This is a genomic window from Pseudomonas bananamidigenes (assembly GCF_001679645.1).
In the GTDB taxonomy this organism is placed as follows: domain Bacteria; phylum Pseudomonadota; class Gammaproteobacteria; order Pseudomonadales; family Pseudomonadaceae; genus Aquipseudomonas; species Aquipseudomonas bananamidigenes.
Genome location: NZ_LRUN01000009.1, coordinates 77,026 through 96,939 on the forward strand (window position 1 = coordinate 77,026; position 19,914 = coordinate 96,939).

At 62.9% G+C, this 19,914-nt stretch carries 8 protein-coding genes; 3 read left to right on the forward strand and 5 right to left on the reverse strand.

Annotation, left to right across the window (positions count from 1 at the left end; all coding sequences use genetic code 11):
• Window position 1: 1 nt before the first annotated feature.
• The gene (locus BBF94_RS04590; protein ID WP_065257863.1) at window positions 2-1,033 is read right to left on the reverse strand and encodes an AraC family transcriptional regulator; all 1,032 of its coding nucleotides are present in this window, start codon (window positions 1,031-1,033) and stop codon (window positions 2-4) included.
• Window positions 1,034-1,277: 244 nt separating this feature from the next.
• Between BBF94_RS04590 and BBF94_RS04595 the strand changes: the two genes are divergently transcribed.
• From BBF94_RS04595 to BBF94_RS27015, 3 genes are all read left to right on the forward strand, one after another.
• Window positions 1,278-2,192, forward strand: coding sequence for a SphA family protein (locus BBF94_RS04595; RefSeq protein WP_404820918.1), 915 nt, complete (start codon window positions 1,278-1,280; stop codon window positions 2,190-2,192).
• 254 nt (window positions 2,193-2,446) lie between these two features.
• Complete coding sequence (gene relB, locus BBF94_RS04600) at window positions 2,447-2,641, forward strand: type II toxin-antitoxin system RelB family antitoxin (RefSeq protein WP_065257865.1); 195 nt, start codon at window positions 2,447-2,449, stop codon at window positions 2,639-2,641.
• A complete protein-coding gene (locus tag BBF94_RS27015) occupies window positions 2,574-2,915 on the forward strand; it encodes a type II toxin-antitoxin system RelE/ParE family toxin (RefSeq protein ID WP_141676549.1) in 342 nt (113 codons plus the stop codon). Before relB ends, BBF94_RS27015 begins: the two co-directional genes overlap by 68 nt.
• Before the next feature lie 48 nt (window positions 2,916-2,963).
• Here BBF94_RS27015 and BBF94_RS04605 read toward each other — a convergent pair whose 3' ends face one another.
• From BBF94_RS04605 to gspE, 4 genes are all read right to left on the reverse strand, one after another.
• A complete protein-coding gene (locus BBF94_RS04605) occupies window positions 2,964-15,476 on the reverse strand; it encodes a filamentous haemagglutinin family protein (protein WP_065257866.1) in 12,513 nt (4,170 codons plus the stop codon).
• 193 nt (window positions 15,477-15,669) lie between these two features.
• Window positions 15,670-16,776 carry a substrate-binding domain-containing protein gene (locus BBF94_RS04610; protein WP_065257867.1) on the reverse strand — a complete coding sequence of 369 codons (1,107 nt, stop codon included), beginning with the start codon at window positions 16,774-16,776 and terminating at the stop codon, window positions 15,670-15,672.
• A gap of 479 nt (window positions 16,777-17,255) precedes the next feature.
• The gene (gene gspF, locus BBF94_RS04615; RefSeq protein WP_065257868.1) at window positions 17,256-18,467 is read right to left on the reverse strand and encodes a type II secretion system inner membrane protein GspF; all 1,212 of its coding nucleotides are present in this window, start codon (window positions 18,465-18,467) and stop codon (window positions 17,256-17,258) included.
• Window positions 18,467-19,873, reverse strand: a complete 1,407-nt coding sequence (gspE, locus tag BBF94_RS04620; RefSeq protein WP_065257869.1) for a type II secretion system ATPase GspE — start codon at window positions 19,871-19,873, stop codon at window positions 18,467-18,469. The genes gspF and gspE overlap by 1 nt, the downstream gene beginning before the upstream one ends.
• Between the last annotated feature and the right edge of the window lie 41 nt (window positions 19,874-19,914).

A 19,914-nucleotide genomic window follows, 5' to 3' on the forward strand; every position in this document is an offset into this window, starting at 1 on the left:
ATCAAATCGAAGCACTGCGCCACACACTCGGACTCTTCCCCGTCCAGCGCTTGAACGCCCGCCGAAAACTGCGCACGTCGCTGTAGCCGACTTCCTCGGTGATGCGCTCAATCGACATGTCGGGATTGGTCAGCAGGCTCATGGTACGCGCCTGACGCACTTGTTCCAGCAATGCCTCAAACGTCAATGAATGCTCGGTCAGGCGCCGACGCAAGGTACGGCTGCTCATGTTCAGGTCACCGGCGATCTTCTCGATATGGCTGCCCCGGCTCAGATCCCGGGCAATGGCGCGTTCCACGGCCTGGATCAGATCGAGTTTCCGATGGACTTGCGCCGCCTCCAGCTCCAGCAGTTTGACCGCCTGACGCAACGCCAGCGAATGATGGTTGGGCAGGTTCACATCCAGCCACTGCGCGTCGATCAGCATTCGATTGTGCAGACAGCCGAAGCGTATGTCCGGCCCCAGCAGCCGCCGGTATTCATCGACGTAGTCCGGGGCGGCGTGAACGAACTCCACGGCAATCGGTTTGAACGCCTCACCCACCAGCGCCCGGCCGTAGACCAGCAGGCTGGCGTAAAACTCTTCGACTGCAAACACCTGCACGTCGGCAAACGGTAGCCGGCATTCAACATCCAGGTAGATCTGATCGCCCACTACATCGACGCTGGACACGACGATCCCGCCGGACGTGTGCTGATGCCGGACCCCGATTTCGAACGCATCGCGCAGGGTCTTGCACAGCGAAAGCACGTGTCCCAGCAGACCGAGAGTCCCGAGCACGTTCTGCGCACCGACCCACAGTCCCAGCCCCTGATTGGGCACCGCCTTGAGCGCACGCTGGATCATGGCCACGGCCTGCCGGTAGGAAATGCGTTGCGACGGATCCTGCAGATCCTCGACGTCAAAGCCCAGGCCACGGCACAGGCTTTGCGGCTCGATGCCCTTGCCGGCGACGACTTCGGCCAGGGTCTGCAACAGAAAAGGCGACACCAGCGCCAGATCGAAGGTGGGGTCTTGGAGTTTTTCGTTCATGGCGGCTGACATTCCGGATCACGTTGAATTGTTATTTTTGTTACCGGTTATGTCGAAGGAAGTTAGCACAGGGTTGATCGACTGTCCGCAGAAGCCCCCTTCCGTGTCCGCCAATACCCTGCCCCGGTGTGCGCCAAGGGCTTATTTCTATAGTGGCCGGGCGCCCTGCGCGCCGGCAGTGCGCTCAAACACAATAATAATGAGGACAGACATGATCCCGAACCGCGCGACACTTCCTGTGCGAATGGCGCTGAGCCTGCTTGGCTGCGCCGCCACCCTGCCGGCCCTGGCCACCGAAGCCGGCGTCGACAACATCGGTACCGGCACCGACGGTTTTTTCGTGCTGCCGCTGGACGTCGACAACCTTCCCGAAAACATGGTTGCCTTCAACCTCTACTACAACCATTACAAGGCGACGAAGCTCAACATCAGCTCATTCGGCGGGAAGGTGCCGAACGTCGAGATCGAATCCACGGCGGTCATCCCGCGCATCGACTACCTGAGCCCGGTGCGGGTGTTCGGCGGACGTCTCGCCGGCTATATCGCCCAGCCATGGCTGAAGCAGGAAGTCTCGGTATTCGGTCAGAGCGACACCCGCGAAAGCATGGGCGATACCACCTTCGCGCCGATCATCCTGTGGGACATGGGCAAGAACCTGACCCTCGGCGCCGCCGTGGAAATCACCGTGCCCACCGGCGAATACAGCGTCGATCGGCTGGCCAACACCAGCAACAACTTCTACACCTACAAGCCGCTGTTCTCCTTCACCTGGCTGCCGACGGACAAGACCGAAATCTCGATGAAGACCACCTACAGCTTCAACGAGAAAAACAAGGACACCGACTACAAGTCCGGGCAGATCTTCCACTTCGATTACTCGGCCAGCTACAAGATCACCGACGACCTGATGCTCGGCGTCAACGGCTACTACCTGAAGCAGACCACCGACGACAAACAGTTCGGCCATACCGTGCAGTTCGCCGGTCAGGATGTCGACGATGGCGTACGCGGCAAGGTCTTCGCCATCGGCCCGGCGCTGCACCTCACCTTCCTCAAGTACGCCAGCGCGGAGATCCGCTGGGCCAGGGAGTTCGACGTGGAGAACCGGCCGGAGGGGGACATGTTGTGGGCGAAGGTGAGTATTCCCTATGCGTTTTGAGCGTATTTGTAGGAAAGCGCGCCTGAATGTGTAGCCGGAAAAGCTGAAAAATACTGGGGTGGAATTGGCCTACAGCGGCGGTCGAGATTGCCGGACAACGGTGGGAAACGTCCGGCAGATTTCAATGGGGGTACTTGCAGATACTGGGTCCCGCTGCCTCGTGGCTCCTCGAGGGCTCATGGGGTGCATCGTCTGCCAGTGACGACAATGGGCCATTCCCCCTTAAACTGCCGAGATTGATCACGGAGATCACTATGAGCATATTGCATTCCCCGTTTTACGCTGACTTCGAATCCGAAGAAGAGGCAGAGAGCTACGATCGCTGGTTTCGTGCCGAGGTTCAGGAGGCACTTGATGATCCCAGCCCGGGCATTCCCCATGATGACGTTATGGCAATGCTCGACCAGATGCTGGAAGAGATGCGCAGGAAGCCCCGCTCTGCTGCTTGAATGGAGCAGCAAGTCCTCGCGTCAACTGGCTGACATCTTCAAATACATCGAGCAACACAACACCAACGCTTCCATTTCGCTAAGACGCAAGGTGGGTGTCGCAGCACAGCGACTGTCATCAATACCTTATGGTTACCGGCCTGGCCGAGTACCTGGCACTCGCGAAATGGTGATTCACCCGAACTATCTGCTGGTCTATCGAGTGAATGGCCACATCAAAATACTGAGGGTGCTTCACGCCCGACAAAAATACCCTCCAACTTCATCAACCTAAAAAAAGGGCGGCCAAATGGCCGCCCGAAGCGTACTGCACGAGAGTCCTTTACAACGTCAGCTGCCCCCGCTCCTCCTCGGTCAGCTGCTGTTTCGCCTGTTCATCCAGGGCTCCGGCGCCCAACACCTGCACCGGGCTGTCGGGGTTGTAGCCCGGTGTCGGTGCGCGGCTGGCGCCATCGCGGGTCGGGGCCAGTTGTTCGTTGCCGAAGCTCAGCACCTGCACGGTGAACACCGAGGCCTGGTTCTGTCGTGACGCGGCCTGCTGCTGACGGGCGACGTCTTCCGCCGCCTGAGTCGCCGACGACGCCGCGGAACTGGCCGATGTGATCGCCCCGGTGTTGACCGCCGAAACCACCGGCACACCGGTCGCCTTGCCCTGCACCGAGATGTTCGCGGCATTGACCACCGTCAGCGCGGCGATGTTGACGTTGCCCGAGACGCGAATCCCCGCTTCGCCCGCATCGATAGTGCCCAGCGGCGCGATCAGGTCGATGTCCCCCGGGGCCACTTCGGCAATCGGGTTGAGCGTGGCGATACCGGCACCGGTGCTCGGCACCGAGGGCGACAGGGTCACGTTGCCCCAGCTGTCGTACACGCGTTTCGGCGGGGTATAGACCACAGTGGTTTTCGAACCGCGACCGGCGTTGATGTCGCCCTCGGCGGACCAGCCCAGAATCGAACCGCCGAAGGTGGTCATGATCCGGCTCTGCCCCAGCAGGATACTGTCCCGGGAATACAGCTGAATGTTCCCCGAACCCTGGGTGATGATGCCCGCCGTGGACGGCGGCGCGGCGCCTTCTATGCCGAACACCTGACCACCGCCCGGCGTGAGCATCTGGATATCGCCGCCAAACAGCGTCTTGACCCCGGCGCCTCCATAAAGAGTGATATCGCCGTCATAACGGATCGGGTTGCCGGCCACATCGGTGCTCGGGAACAACGAAGCGATGGCGTTACGTCCACGCAGATAACTGCCTTTGCGCGGGCCGTCGACATCGTTGTACTCCAGGCCACCGGCGCGCAGCTCGGCGAAATACACCTGGCGGGCAAAGATCGCCTGCTCGGCACTCGGCAGCGCAGCGAAGAACGCTTGCGCCTGTTCGGCGTTGCCGCTGAAGCCATAGCCGAGGTTCAGCCAGCTCTGCAGTTCGTCGAGGTAAGTCTTGACCACTTTGCCCGGTTGCCCATTGAGGGAAGCATTCGGGTCGGCAAGGTTCTGCGGATTCAGGTAGCGGGCGATGAACCGCGAATAGTCCGGCCCCTGTGCCCCCACACCGGCCTGCAACACCACACTGGCGCCCGGTCGCTGATCACCCGCCACCAGCGAGCCGAGACTGGTGATGCTGGCACGGTCTTCCATGAGGATATGGCGCCCGGCATTGATATCCAGGACGCCGGGACCGGCGATATCGAAGCTGCTGTAAAGGATGTCACGCCCTGCCGAAACCCGCGAAACATCCCGAGGATCGTCATGCACGAACAGGTTGCCGGTCGAAGTGATGCTTTCTGTTACCGGTACGCCCATCTCGGCGTTGGGCACGGTCGTGGGGTTGCCGAGGAAAGTGCCCGACGCCACGATATCGCGCCCCGCCAGCATCCACACCGGGCCTGCCGCTTCGTACCAGGTCCGTTTCGACAGATTGAACGTCAGCGTTTCACCACTGCGCACCCCCACCAGGTCACCGGTCAAGGCATAGAACCGTGCGGGCGCCTGCACCTCGCTCAAACCCGAGTAACTGTTGGCATCGAAAGCAAACAGCGGATAGCGCAGGTTTTTATCGGGTGAAACCCCGTCACTGCCACGGTTGGTCATGACCGGCGTTTTTGAAGTGTTGTTACCGTAGCCATTGAAGGCCGGTGCGAATGGCGTAGCGATGGCCGACGGACTGGCACCCGACTGATTGATTGCATAGCCACCGGCATAGATCGAATCCTGCGCCAGGAGCTCCAGTTGCCCGGCCTTCGAGGGCGCCAGCAACAACGAGTACGCCGTCGCCGGCAAAAATCCGCTGCCTTGCATGTAGGTCGCCGACGGCCCGGCATAAATCGAGCCCTGGGCCGCCACCGCACGCAGAATCGACGGATATACAAAGCGCCCATCGGTAGGCGATGTGTTTCGCCCGATCACCGGGCCCTGTCCGTCGACCTCGCCCAGTTGTGTACTTGGCGTCAGGTTGCCGCCAGCCGAAAACAGATCGATAGCCGTGTGGTCGGTCCATAGCGAGAAACCACTCAATCCGCCCCCGTCGCGCACGACTCCGTCAGCGGTGGAGAACGGCGTCGAGTTCTGCAACCGGACCCGACCCGGGTCCGCCGCGCCACCCAACACCAGATCGCCGCGGGTATTGAGGCTCATGCCCGAGTCGCCAGGGATCAGCACCAGGCCGCCGGAAGCACTGCCAGCGGTGGATGTGAACGGGTCAAACGGTCGGACTTCGCGCGGGTCCTGCACATAGGATGCTGCGCCGTACTGCAGATTGATTCCACCCAGCGCTGCGCCGGTCAGTCGTGCAGCGCCGCGCAGGTTGATCAAGGCGCCTTGCAGGTCGTGTCGGGGGGGAGCCACGCCATTATTGCCGGCCCGGGCCTGCAACGACGGATTGAGCGAACCACCGATGCGGATGTCCATGTCACCGCCACCGGTCAATTGCAGCCGCCCATCCTCGCCGACGCGCCCGGTACTCCCGACCGCCACGATCAAGCCTTGACCACGGGGATAAAGATTGGTGTTGGAATTTTCACCCAACGCCTTGAGCATGCCCGCATCGGCACCTGCGCGCAGGCTGATGTTGCCGCCACCCAACGTGCCGAAACCGGTGAAGCCAACCAGGAACGGCCCGGTATCGACGCCTTGGTCAGGCAACGGCTGAGTCGCATAACTGCCGAAGTTGATCCACCACGCCGTCGGCACATCGCTGTTGCCGGTACCCTGGCGCCAGAGCCAGTTGCCCACCGCCACACTTGGCACTTCTTCAGGTGTTTCCAGGGTTGCCGAAGGGCCACGCCGCCCCAGCACATCCCCCGAAACAGAACCACCGGCGTTGATGGTCAGGTTGCCGCCCATCCGGGGGTACCAAGCCTGATACAGACTGTCGTTGCCCGTAACCCACCGCTCGTAATCGCTGCCGGCACTGCCCAGCACCGAACCGTTGTCCGACAGACGTCCGCGCGGCTGGTTGAAGCGTGGATCGATCTCTTCGGATTGGGTGCCGGCGGTATACACGCCAAACGGTGAATCCATGCTCAGATTGCCGGCGGCGAGCACGTCCAGATCCCCGGTGCCGGTGCGCAGCACGCTGAACATTTGTGTGCGGGTCTTGACGGTAATGCCCGGTTTGTTTTCCACGCACAGCTCAGGGAAAGGCCCACACCAGGCCAGCACGTCGTCATCGCTTATCGCTGACCCCGGGGGCATGCCCATCCAGTTGTCCGGTGCCCAGGTCCATCGCGGTGCCGAAACGCAGGAGTTCGGTGCCCAGTCGCACCATTCCTTGAGCTCGTCAGGGACCGGATCGCCCGGGGTGAAACCACCCAGGTTGCCTTCACCCCAGACCAGGGTTGGTGGTTTTTCAGTGACTTTGAGCCCGTAATGCGTGTCGGCCAGACGCAGATTGCCGTCGCTGGAAACCGGCTTGATCGCACGCGTATCGGCGGCGCCCAAATCGGCCCCCGCCACCACCCGCATCGACCAGGACGCGCTGCCGGCCGGCAACAGGCTGGCAACGGCCCAGTTGCGCCCCTGCTGGTTGCCGTTCAATGGCCGCAATTCGATAAAAGCCGTGCCATCGGCCAGCACCACATCGGTCATCGACGGAATCAAGGAACCGCGCAGCAATGCCAGCGATCCACTCAAGCGCACGCCTTTGATGGCATTGGTACCGGCTTCGACGCTCCCCGGCAACGGCACGCCTTTGGGCCAGCGAATCGCTTCGACAGAGGTGACGCCATTCAAGCGAATGCCCGCGCCAAGGCGACTGCCGGCCGGCAATGTGACGCTGTCGGTCAACAGCGTTCCAGCGGCATAAAGCAGCTGACCCGAGGCATCGTGAACTGCGCCTGCCAATACCGTACCGGCGCCCAGCGTATAAGGTGCGGCCAGGGTCGCCTCGGTTGGCAACAACGTGCCACCGGCCAGGGTTGTCGCTTGCAGCGGCACGTCGTAGTTCAGCGTGACGCCCGGCTGGAACAGCGTGCCTTCAGCCAATGTGACGCCAGCCCCCGGCACCACCAGATCTCCGCCGAACGGCTGAATCCCCGGCAACAGTTTCCAGCCTGCATCGTCGACCGTCTCGGGTGGTGGTGCAAAACCGTCATTGAGGCTGCCGTGAATATCGAGGTTGCCGCCGGCACGAATCACCAGGCTGCCTGACTCGCCAGAGCCATGGATTGCGGTTTTCTGCGTATGCGGATTCAGACTGGCATAGCGGTAACCGGACAGATCCACATCGCCCTGCACCACCAGATCACCGTCAGCGGTTTTGCTGACAATCTCGACGCCCGGCCGCAGATGGAAGGCATCGGCATAGGTGGCATTGTTCAGGCCGGACAGTTTGTTCTGCAGCAGGTTGCTGTTGAGCAACGCGGCATCGATGAATGCCGTGCTGTCGCCATGGATACGGTCAAGGTAGGCCTGGTCGATGACCTGATACGGACGTCCGCTGGCCGCCGGGTCTGTACCGTCGCTGGCATCGCTGTAACGGCGCATGGCATTGAGCCCGATCGAACGGGCGCCCTGAATGTCCAGCGTACCGCTGGCATCAATGGCGATGTCACCGCCAGCCAGACGTGGCGCGTTCAGTTCCAGCGTACCGCGCGCCAATCCATCGGATTGCCCGGGCAATGGCCCCGAAGCAGCCTCGGTGCCATGGCGCAGATCGATCCGCGCGCCGGTCCCCAGTGTCAGCCTGCCGTCGCCGGAGTTGAGCTCGACCATCGCCCGGTTCGGTGCATCGATGATTTTTCCGTAGCTGTCGACCCGCAACACACGGCCATGGGTATCGAGCACAGCACTGCCGGTCAACGTCAGGCCGTTCTTCGCCGACAGACGAATCGAACCGACCCTTGCACCACTCGCGTCGACAAGCCCTGCGACGGTCAGGCTACCGTTGTCCACCGAGACATTAACCTCACCGGCACTGAGCCCGTTGCCGATCAACAGATCACCCTGCTTGAGCTGCAGGCTGCGGCTGCCAAAAACCTGCCCTGCGTTCAAACGCTGGTTAAGGGCCGCGAATTGCTGGCTCGGATCGCCATTCAAGTGTTGCGCGCGGATGTCCACGCCACCGGCCTTGTACGGCACCCACGTGCCGCCTGCGTCATAACTGCCGCTGCTGGCGCCGAGGATCCGGCCCTGCAGATCGACCATTCCGGCATCGCTGCCCAGGGCAATGGCGCTGAGATTGCCGGCCTGATTGTTCTGCGCCGACAGGTCAATGAGCGAGCCCGCAGCCTGACGGATATTGCCGTGGCTGCTGTACAACGCCACATCACCGCCCCAGCTGTACTTGTTCACATCGTTGAAGGCCAGGGCACGCCCGGCCATATCCAGGTACGCGCCACTGTTCAGGGTCAGATCTTCTGTCGATTTGATCACCAGTTTGCCGCTGGCCAGAGCAATGCGACTGTCGAGCGTGACATTGCGCGCATCGAGGGTCAGTTCCGCGCCGAGGGCATTGGCCGCAGCCGGGGTACCGCCGCCAGTGAGCGTCAGGTTGTTACCGGCCTTGAGCAGATTCACCGAGGCCGCCTCTCCCGTCAGCAACGGGGTGCGCAGGTTGAGGTTGCCGCCGCTGTAGGCATAGCCCTGGACCGGATCGAAAGCACCTTGCGCCTGATACACCGCCAGGCTGCCTTTGTGGTTGGCGGTGATGCGGTCGCTGGCGGTCAGATTGACGTTGGCAAAACCCAGCACCAGGCGATCGTTCTGCTCCAGACCACTGGCCTGCGGATTGGGCCCGTAACCGAACTCGATGCGTTGTGCCTGTATGTCGAGCGTGCCCTGTCCGGTGCCCGCGCCGCCGCTGATGACAGCAGCGGACGCTTGCGTGGCACCGTTCCACACCAGATTGGCAGTGCGGATGCTCGCCACGTCAGTGGCTTCACCCAAGCCGTAAATGGCCGGCGTGCCGAGTATCAGATTTTGCAGTTTGCTCACGCCAGTCTGCGGATCCAGCGTATCGAGAGTGACATTGCCATAGAAATTGAATGCATCGCGGCTGGTCAGGCTCAACGTCTCCAATGCCGGAGCGCCGAACTGCGTGTCGCCGCGCAACAGCCGGTCGAGCACGTTCTGATTCAGGGTCAGGCCGGTCGGCACGCGACTCCCGGCGGCACTCAAGGCTTCGGCACTGCCGGCATTGATCGCGCCCACCGCCAGCGTCAGATGGCGGGTACCGAAGCGTACCGTTTCATCAAGCTCGAACCGTTTGTCTGTGGCCGCCGTGATGCTGCCCTTGGAGTAAAGCAGCGTCGGGTTGGTGCAGGCGGTCGTCGGGCAGTTGCCGATGCGAATATCCCCCGCGCCAGAGGTCGGGGTCGACGGCGACGGCGCGAGCACATTGGTCCAGCCGTTCGAGACCACCAGCAGACCTGCCGTGCCCGGCGCATAGGTAAAGCCTGCGGAAGAATCGTACGGTACGTCGCCGCGCCCCAGGGTGTTGATCCCCGAGCCGGCCTCAAGACTGATGCGGCCACCGGTACTGGTGGTACGCAGCAGCACTTCAGGCGCAGACAACACGGCGCCCTCACGCAAGCTGATATTCGATGTGTCGCCGATGAACGAGACGATGTTGCCAGCCGTGTTGTAATCGATCGTCGGCTGCGCCCCGAGGGTCAGACGGCCTGCACCCAGTCTGTTGAGGCTGTCGGCATAGAGCGACACACCGCTGAACCCCTCGGTACGCCGATGCCCGTCGCCGAGCAGTTCCACATCGCGTGCGCCCCTCACCACCGCCGTCCCGACCACGCCGCCGGTGGCCGGTTTGAACAACACCTGTCCAGAGAAATCCAGCGCAATGCCCTGCTCGGCGCCCGACATCAGGTACAGATTCAGCGACTTGCCGTCCATCGGTGCCAACGCCCGTGGTACGCCACGCCGTGCAGCGTCACTGCGGATGAATTGAGTAAAACCGGTTTCGTTGTACTGCGAATAGCGGCGCACGACATCGGCCGAGGTCAGGATGACCTGGCTGGCCAGGCTGTCGCGCAGCCCGGTGTTGGCGATCGACATCAGCCCCGAGAGGGTCCATGAACCATTGCGCAAGGGTAACGCGCCAGGCGTGACACCCGGTGCGGCCTGGCCGTTGACCTCGACCCGAAACGCCCCCGGCAACAAGGCGAACGTCGAAGGCAGCAGCGTATAGGTGCCCGCCGCCAGCCCCGGCACGCCGGCCCCGAGGGTGATCTGCTGGCCGATACGCGGATCAACCGCTCCCGCTTCGGCGAGCATCGGCGCGTAGGTACTCTGATTGCCGGGCACGATGGCGTACACCGGGTTGCTGGCCAGGCCTGGCAAACTGAACGTGCCGTCCGCAGCGTTGCGTACCAGCGGATTGAAGCGTGCATCGGTAGAGCCGCCGCGCCCGGACACAAATCCGGCCCCTCGCAGGTCGCCGCCGCCAGACAAATCGATCAAGGCGCCCTGTTGCACATCGACGTATCGCGAAGTCAGCGTTACACCGGCGGTTTCTGCGGTAATCCCCTTGAGCACAACCGATTTGCCAGCGTAGCGATAGTCGATGCCGTCGGTGGTGCCGCCATAGGGCATGACCAGTCCGTTCGCGCTGACCGACGTCACACTGCCCGGCAACAAATGCAGGTCGTGGGTATTGACCACGGTCTCGTCACCCAGGCGGATCATGCCCAGCGGCGCACGAACAATGCCGCCCTGCTCGATGTGCCCGGCAGCCAGCGTCAGGTCGCCAAACACCGAGTAAGGCAGGGCGACCGGAGCGTTCCCGGCGCCGGTGATGCGCAAGGTGCGCGCCGGGTCGGCGCCCGGGTGCACGCTCTGGTAACCGACCCGCACCTCGGCAGTGACATCACTGGCCGGATAGATTTGCGCGGCTTGCAGGTTCAGGTCTCCTGGGGTCCACAACTCTGATTTGGTGGTGTACCCCGTCGGAGCCAGGAAGCGCAGATCAGCCCGGCTGTGCAAAGTCACCTGATCAAAGCCACGCCGACTGACCTCGATTGCCGCACCGTTGCGTGACGCAATCGTTCCCGCCGTGCCGAACGACAGGCTGTTGCCCAGATCCAGCAAGTCCGCCGTGGCGTTGAACGTGGCGGGTGCCACATGGGTCGTGGGCGTATTCATGACCCGCGGGCGCAGGTAACCCGGCGCGTCGAAGTATTTGCCGGTCCCCGACAATCGCAGATACGGCGCTGACAGGTTGATCCGCGCATTGTCTCTGGCGCCGTCGGCCAACGCCAATGCGCCGGCATACAGGCTCAGACTCTGGCGGCTGTGCAGATCGACATCGCCGTCGAACGACAGCAAGCCGTTGCTCAACAGGCTCAGGTTGTCGAAACCGCCGGCCATCAATTGATTGGCGCCCAGGCGGGCACGACCGTATTGCAAGGCTGAAGCGCCGGAACCGGGCTGCAGATCCGGCGGCAACAGGGACTTGCCTGCGTCCTGTCCGAGGATGATTTCCCTGGGGGTACGCACTTCATTGGCGGCAAGATTGAGGTTGTAGATCGGCGTCTCCAGCGCGATGTCCAGACGCCCGCCGGCTGCGCCCGCACCACCGGCGACTGCACGCAGGCTGCCATCGATGAACAGGCCGTTATAGGAGCTCAGGCTGATTCGTCCGCCGTCGGTGGCTATCGGCGTCGCCCCCTGCCCGGCGATATCCAGCACGGCTTGCGCGCCGGACGCATCCAGTCGCGCACCCTCGCGCACGATCACATAAGCATCGGCCGACGTGGCCGTGGCTTTTTTCGCATCGATTTCACCGCCGACGATGATCGTGCCGCCCTTGCCCACCAACCCGTAAGTACGACCCAGCGCATCCACCGCCGTGGCCGCGCGGCCGGCCACATCCAGCACCGCGTGTTCGCCGATCCAGATCGAGCGGTTGTGCGCAGCGTTGTCAGCCAGTTGCGAGGCGTCGGCGACGTCGAGCGAACCGAACTGTTGCTGGCGAATATCGAGGGTACCGCCCCAGGCATTCAGCTCGCCATCGAGGGTGATCTGCCCCGCGCCGCGCAAATTGATGCTCTGCCCCGGATCGACGCTGATGCGCGAGCCCCGGCCGAGGCTCAGGGTCGTGTGCGCAGGATCGACCAGCCTGACTTCGCCGGTACCGGCCTGCAGCGTCAGGCTGGCCCCGGCACGCCGGGTCAGTTGGGCCCTGGTCGGGTTTTCCTGATAGAGCGGCGGCGTCCACAGTTCGAGTGCCTGCTGCGGCGCGACACCGCTGACCTGATTGGCGGCCGCCTCGCTGAAGCGATAGACCGGCATGGACACGTCAATGACGGTGTTATCCGTCACTTCCATCCGGTTCAGGCCAATCAGGTTGTAGGTCGAGAAGCCTTTGTCAAACAGCGTCGGCGTCAGCTGCAACACCGTATCGGCCTGAGGCTTCTCGGTCTGGCCGATCAGCACATCGCCGGTCTGCAGTGACAAACGGCCGCCGCCGGACACACCATAACCCCGAAGTTGGCCGTCCAGGGCCAAATGACTGTCACCCGACGCGGACAAGGCGCCGGCCTCCAGCGTCACGTCACCGCCCTTGCCACCGCGGGTCTTGCCGTTGGCCAGAATCGCGCCGCCGGACGACACATCCAGCAGGCTGCCGGCACCGACTTCGATGTCGCCACTGCTGCGAATCGACACCGACCCACCGTCCAGATACGCCAGGCTTGCGGCATCGTCCGGGTTGGTGCGCAGGTTGCTCCACAGACCGCGAGTGTCCAGTTGCACGCCTTCAGCCACGCTCACGCGAGTGGCCTTGCCGGTCGGTGCGACGAGCCGGGTGTCGGTGAGGCGATCGGTGTTGAGCTGATTGAGCACATTGCCCAGATGCAGGCTGCCGCCCCGGGCCGTCAGGCCGGCGTCAACCTGCACGTCCGGACCGTAAAGGGTGATGTCGCCGCCATTGTCGACAGTGACGGCGCCTTGCACATCGATTCGCTCTTTGGCCGCGACCTTCAGCGCGCCCAGTTGCCAGTCGCTCAGTTGCCCGGCATCGAGGAACAGTTTGCCGCTGCGTGCATCGGACACCGCAGCGGTCAGGTCCCGATCATTGCCGGCGACCGGACGCTCACCGCCGACCTGCACCTGATCGAGCAACGGATTGAGGCCGTAGAGCAAGCCACCGGACGCCGCCACATACGCCGGGTCATAACTGCCGACAATCAATTGTCCGCGCCGCGCCAGCGCCGTCTGACTCTGCGCATAGCCATCGAGTACGGCACGCGGTGTCTGGGTCTGGCGTTCGCCCTGATACACCTCGCCGAGCATCTGGCCTTCGAGCACGGCGTTACGGGTGCCGATCACCAGTTGCCCGGCATCGCGCCCCACGGTGTAGCCCGACTCCCGACGGCTGGCCGGCGCAATCAACGGGTTGTAGTAGTAATTCGTCTGGCCCCAGCGCTGACTGCTGTCTTCATAGCCCTTGTAGAGCCCGGTGTAGAGCAGATCTCCCGGCGCTCGGGAGACCTCATACAGGTGTCCGTCGACACCGCGCAGCCAGCTCTGGCGAATCTCGCCGCTCTGGACATCCAGCGTGCCGCCGGACAGGTTGATCAACGAGCCCTTCTCGGTGACCACGTCATTGCCGGCAAAACTCACCTGCCCGCCTTGGGCCATCCATTCGCCGACGCTGTGGCCCTGGGTACCGAGGTAACCGCCGACCTCCAGCAAACCACCCGCGGTGTACCAGCGATCCGTGGCGTAACCGTTGGTGCCGGCCGGGACGTAGACCAGCTCACGCACATCGACCCAGATGTCATTGCTGTTGAGCGCACCCTTCTCGCGGTTGACCGAAGCATCGCGCTGCTCGTTGCCCTGGACGTTGATTTTGATGCTGTTGGATTCCATCGCGACTTTCACGCCGATGGCACCGGAGACATCGATCAATGCACCATCACGCACCAGGCTGCGACGTTGCGCCGCCACGGCGACCTGGCCGCCGGTGGCCAGAGTGATCGAGCCGTTCTGGAACTCGACGCTACCGCCGCTCTGAATGTCGATGCGCGACTGATCGCTGCGAATCCTGTTGTTGGGCGTAACGCCCGTCAACGCGGCTTGATGCTGGCTGTCGAGCGCCGTCAGGTCGCTGCTGTCGAGCAGGATCGCCGTCGCACCGCCCTGCCCCAGTGTCACGCTGCCCTGGGTGTCGGTGGCCGGGTTGAGCAAATGGATCGTGCCGCGTGTCGCTACCGAAGTGCTGGCCAGCAGCACACCGTTTTGCACGACCTCGTGACCGGTCAGGGTGATGTCGCCGGTCGCCGCCTGAATCAGGCCATTGTTGCTGACCTTGCCGGCCGCGCTGCCGGTCTTGAAGCCCGGCGTGACTTCATTGCCGAAGGTCGTGGAAAACGCGTTGCCTTCAGTGCCCGAGCCTTTGCGGATGTAAAAGCGATCGCCTGCGCCGAGCACGGTCTGGCCCTTGGCGGCGTCGATGCTGCCGTCGTTCTGCACTTCGCTGCCGAGCAGCAAGGCATAACCGCCGGCATCGGTCGATTTGGCAGGACGGGCCGTTTCGATGGACGCGCCGCGCTCCACCAGCACCTTGCCGGCCGCCTCGGTGAACGTCGGCTGACTGCCGTTACTGTCGAAATACAGGCCCCGCTCGCGAAACTGAATGTCCGTGATGTTGGCCGCTGCGGCCACCAGGTTGCGTACGTTGACCTCGCTGGTGCCGCTGAAGACGATGCCGTTGCGGTTGATCAGCATCACCGTGCCGTTGCCCTTGATCCGGCCCTGAATCTGGCTGGCTCGCGCATTCGGATCGTTGACTCGGTTGAGTACGGCCCAGTTCGACTGCTGGGCGAAATCGACCGTGGTGTTGCGACCGACGTTGAACGTCTCCCAGTTGAGGATCGCCTTGTCGGCGGTCTGTTCGATTGTCACCGTGGTTTTGCCGTCGATCTGCGTCTGCTGCGGACCTTTGGCGTTCTGCCAACCTTGAGTGAGGCTGTTGTCGACCTTCAAACCGCCCTCGCCCAGACCGTCCGGCACAAACTGTGCCGTGCCCAGCGCCGCCGAACGACCGGCCGCCTGCGCTGCCTGTTGGGCGGCAATGGCGGCCACTGTGTTGTTCAGGGTCTGAATCGAACGCTGCAATTGCGCATTGGCCTTTTGCTGCTGGGCCAGCGGTGGGGTCATCCCTGGCAGTCCGCCCACACTCGGGCGTGACGCGGCAGCCTGTTGCGCCGCGCCCTTGGCGGCAAACCATCCCGAACTGAACGCCGTCGCCGCCTCGGCACTGCCCGCCACCAGGCACAAGGCAACCGCCTGCGCCAGGGGCTTGAGCAACCACAGCGCCGGATCGGCGGCCATGCGCTGCCGGGGCTGGACACGGGTACTGCGACGGGACGGGCGAGCGAGCATCACTACGAGATCCTTTTTGTTTGCCACATGAGGCCGCAGGTCGGCTTGCCCCTGCTGTTACGACATAGGCGGTTGGCGAGAGCCACGACCGAACGGATGTCACACAAACTTCATGAATGAGGAGTAAATCGGCCAAAAAAAATGGCAGCAGCCCGCAGGCTGCTGCCATTTCATTGCGCTGAAGCGAGGCTTATCAAGGACGGCCGACAGCGTTGCAGACGCTGGCGTTGTTGATGTCCAGGTTGTTGCCCGAGGTGTTGGTGACGAAGTTGGCAGTCACAGCGGCTTTCCAGTTGGTTGGAACCGGAGTGAAGCTGTGGGCCACGGTGGCAGCGTTGTTGCCCGGGTTGCTGTAGTGAGTGGTCAGGAAGGCTTTGACATCAGCGGCCACGGAGGCGTCCTTGTAGCACTGACCGAAGATGAAGTTGGTGTAAGCCACGATCGGGTAACCGCTGGCAGGGTTAGGCACGACCGGTACCCACTGCGAAGGGTTCGAAGGGGCGGTTGGCAGAGCAGCCGAACCCAGAGCCAGCGAAACGTTGGCGGTGGTTGGCTGTACGCCGTTGACGCGAGCAACCACGGCATTGCTGGCGGCGTTCACACCGTCCGGACCGACGTAACCGATCGAGCCGTCAACGGCGTTGACTTGAGTGGCCACGTCAGCAGTACCGGCAACGCCTACCCAGGTCGAAGGCAGGGTCGAACCGGCTGGCAGACGAGCGTTGGTGAACGTGGAGTTGGTGGCGAACTTGGTCGGGCAGATCGAGTTCAGGTGACGGGTCAGGATTTCAGTAGTGCCGCTGGATACGTTGCGATAAACAACGCGGATCGGCGTGGTGTCGGAAGTGCCCAGCAGGTCGCCCCAGGTGGTTTTGGTGCCGGAGAAGGCGTCGCACAGTTGAGCGCTGGTCAGGTTCAGAGCGGTCTGACCGGATTTTTTGTATGGAATGGCAACCGAAGTGGCCACCGAAGGCAGTTGAATCAGCGGACCGTAAGAAGCGCCGAAGTTGGCGTTGTAGGTGCTGATTTCCGAAGCGCTGAGGATCGAGTCGCTACCGGCGAAGTGAACCGAACCAGTGGTGTTGAACAGTGCCGAGTTGTTGGTCAGGAACGCGGTCTTGCCGGTGCCGCTACCGGTACCCAGGTAGCTGAAGTTGGCTGGCAGGATGCTGTTGCTCGAGCCTTTGTACAGAGCGGCAGGCAGAGTCGCGCCACCACCGGTTACGTTGGCAGCCATGGCCTGGGCGGAAGCCAGGGCAGCGACGGTCAGGGAAGCTGCGATCAGAGTGCGCTTGAACATGAAGAATCTCCTTTTCAACGTTGGTTGTGAACACAGGTTTTCAGGGGACTTGCATGACACTGGGAGGACTCACCGCCGACCTTCGCAAGCGGGGTCCGTGGTTAAGTCGCAGTGAGAAATTCGCAGTTTCCGGTGACAGATAAAGGAAAAAACCTCGGGAGGTGCAGGCTGATTTTCGAGGGATTTTCTCGGGTGTTTACGCCGTTGTGCGGAGTGTCTGCGGCGGGCTTTTCGAGGGAACCGGCCACAGCCCTTGAAGGGCCGTTGCAGATGACAGAAAGGAGAACCCGAGGATGAGGGGAATGAGGGTCGGGTGATGCTGAAGCCGCTGAAAAAAACCTGGATTATTTATTGCTCTGACCGGCCTCTTCGCGAGCAGGCTCGCTCCCACAGGGTTTGCGGGCGCTGCAAATCGATGTGGGAGCGAGCCTGCTCGCGAAAGGGCCGGAACAATCAACATCAAACCAACAGACATACCCCTACTGAACCAGCTGATTGATCTCGATGATCGGCAACAGCACCGCCATCACGATCACCAGCACCACCCCGCCCATCACCACAATCATCAGTGGTTCGAGCAACGCAGTCATACCCATCGCCCGGCGCTCGATATCCCGGGACAGGGTTTGCGCCGCACGTTCGAGCATTGGCGGCAGTGCGCCGGTTTTCTCACCGCTGGCGATCAGGTGGATCAGCACCGGCGGAAACACGTTCTCCACCTTCAGCGCGGCCGCCAGGTTGGCACCCTCGCGCACCTTGGCGGTGGCCTCGTTGACGCTCAGGCTCAAGCGATCATTCGACAAGGTCTGCCGGGCCGCCTCCAGTGCCCGCAACAACGGTACCCCGGCACCACCGAGTATCGCCAGCGTCGAGGCGAACCGAGCGGTGTTCAGCCCCAGTACGAAACGCCCGATCAGCGGCAGCTTCAACACCCGATGATGCCAACTCAGGCGCGCCGCCGGGTTGCGCAGATACAGGCGCCAGCTCCAGAACGCACCGGCCATGACGCCAGCACACAACCAGCCCCACGCCCGAATGAAATCACTGGCATTGAGCATCGCCAGCGTCAGCCCCGGCAGATCCTGCCGCGCCTGGGAAAACGCGCTGACCACCTGCGGCACCACGTAGCTGAGCAGGAAAATCACGATGCCGACCGACACCAGCCCGACCACGCCCGGATAAATGAACGCGGTGAGAATCTTGCCGCGCAGGTTGTTGCGTTCCTCGATGTAATCCGCCAGCCGTTCCATCACTTGCGCCAGATCACCGGACTCTTCGCCTGCGGCAATCAACGCCCGGTAAATCTCCGGAAAGTCCCGAGGCCGCGCCGCCAGCGCTTCGGCCAGGCGCATGCCACTGCGTACGTCGGCACGGACGGCGCTGAGGGTGTGGGCGATGTGTTTTTTCTCCGCCTGCTCCACTGTGGCACTCAAAGCAGCTTCCAGCGGCAGACTGGCGCCGAGCAGGCTCGCCAATTGCCGGGTGGCCCAGGCCAGATCGTTATCCGAGAGTTTGGCGCTGAACAAACCGCCGCCGCCCTGCTGGGCGACGTTGCTTTCCTTCTCCACCGACAACGCCGTCAAGCCACGACCGCGCAGCACGCCGAACGCAGCGCCCTGACTGTCCGCCTCCAGATGACCGGTTTCGATCTTGCCGCTGGCATCGGCGGCCTCAAAACGATAGCGATTCATCAGGCATCCCGTGTCACACGAAGGATTTCTTCCGGCGCCGTGGCACCGCTGCGGATCCAGCGCTCGCCGTCCTCGCGCAGGCTGGACATCCCGGCCTTGCTCGCCGCCGCACGCAAGGCCTGCTCCCCTGCCCCGTTGTGAATCAGGGTGCGGATGTCGTCATCGATGCAGAACAATTCGTGAATGCCGGTCCGGCCGCTGTAACCGGTGTGATTGCACGCCGCGCAACCCACCGGGCGCCAGGTGCAGGGCGTGGCCGGGTCTTCCTGTTTGCAGTGATTGCACAGCCTGCGCACCAATCGTTGCGCTAAAACCCCGAGCATCGACGAGGCCAGCAGAAACGGCTCGACGCCCATGTCGATCAAGCGGTTGACCGCCGACACCGCATCGTTGGTGTGCAAGGTGGCGAGCACCAGGTGACCGGTCAGCGAAGCCTGCACCGCGATCTGCGCGGTTTCGAGGTCGCGGATCTCACCGATCATGATGATGTCCGGGTCCTGGCGCAGTATCGCCCGCAAGGCCAGGGCGAAGGTCATGTCGATTTTGGCGTTGACCTGAATCTGGCTGATGCCCGGCAAGTCGTATTCCACCGGGTCTTCCACGGTGAGGATGTTGCTGGTGCTCGCATCCAGTCGCGCCAGCGCCGCATACAGACTCGTGGTCTTGCCGCTGCCGGTCGGGCCGGTGACCAGCACGATGCCGTGGGGCTGGCGGATCAGGTGATCGAGCCTGGCCAGCACCTGCGCGTCCATGCCCAGGGTCTCCAGTTGCAGACGTCCGGCCTGTTTGTCCAGCAGACGCATCACCACCCGCTCGCCATGGCCGGTGGGCACGGTGGAGACGCGAATATCGATGGGCCGCCCGGCTACGCGCAGGGCGATGCGGCCATCCTGCGGCAAGCGTTTTTCCGCGATATCGAGCTGGGCCATGATCTTGATCCGCGACACCAGCGCACCGTGCAACGCCTTGCGTGGCGACACCACGTCGCGCAGCGTGCCGTCGACGCGGTAGCGCACCACCGAATGGGTTTCGAACGGTTCGATGTGAATGTCGCTGGCCTCGTCCCGCGCCGCCTGGGTGAGCAAGGCGTTGATCATGCGGATCACCGGCGCGCCGTCCTGGGTGTCGAGCAGGTCGGTGATTTCCGGCATGTCCTGCATCAGGCGGTCAAGATCGACTTCGTTTTCCGCCGCGCCGACCACCGCCGCCGCGCTGCCGGTATCGGCGTAGGCCGTGGCGAGCAAGCCGTCGAGTTCGTCGTCGCGCACCCGCTCAAGCTTCGCTGCGCCGAACTGCCGCCGCACTTCGCTGATCGACCAGCCCGGCGTCGACGGGCACACCGTCAGCACGCCGTCGCGCAGCAGAATCCGCTGGGCCTTGGCCCAGGCGTAAGGTAATGCGCTCATCTCATGCCCTCCGCAGTGTTGCTCCTGACCTCTGTGGCGAG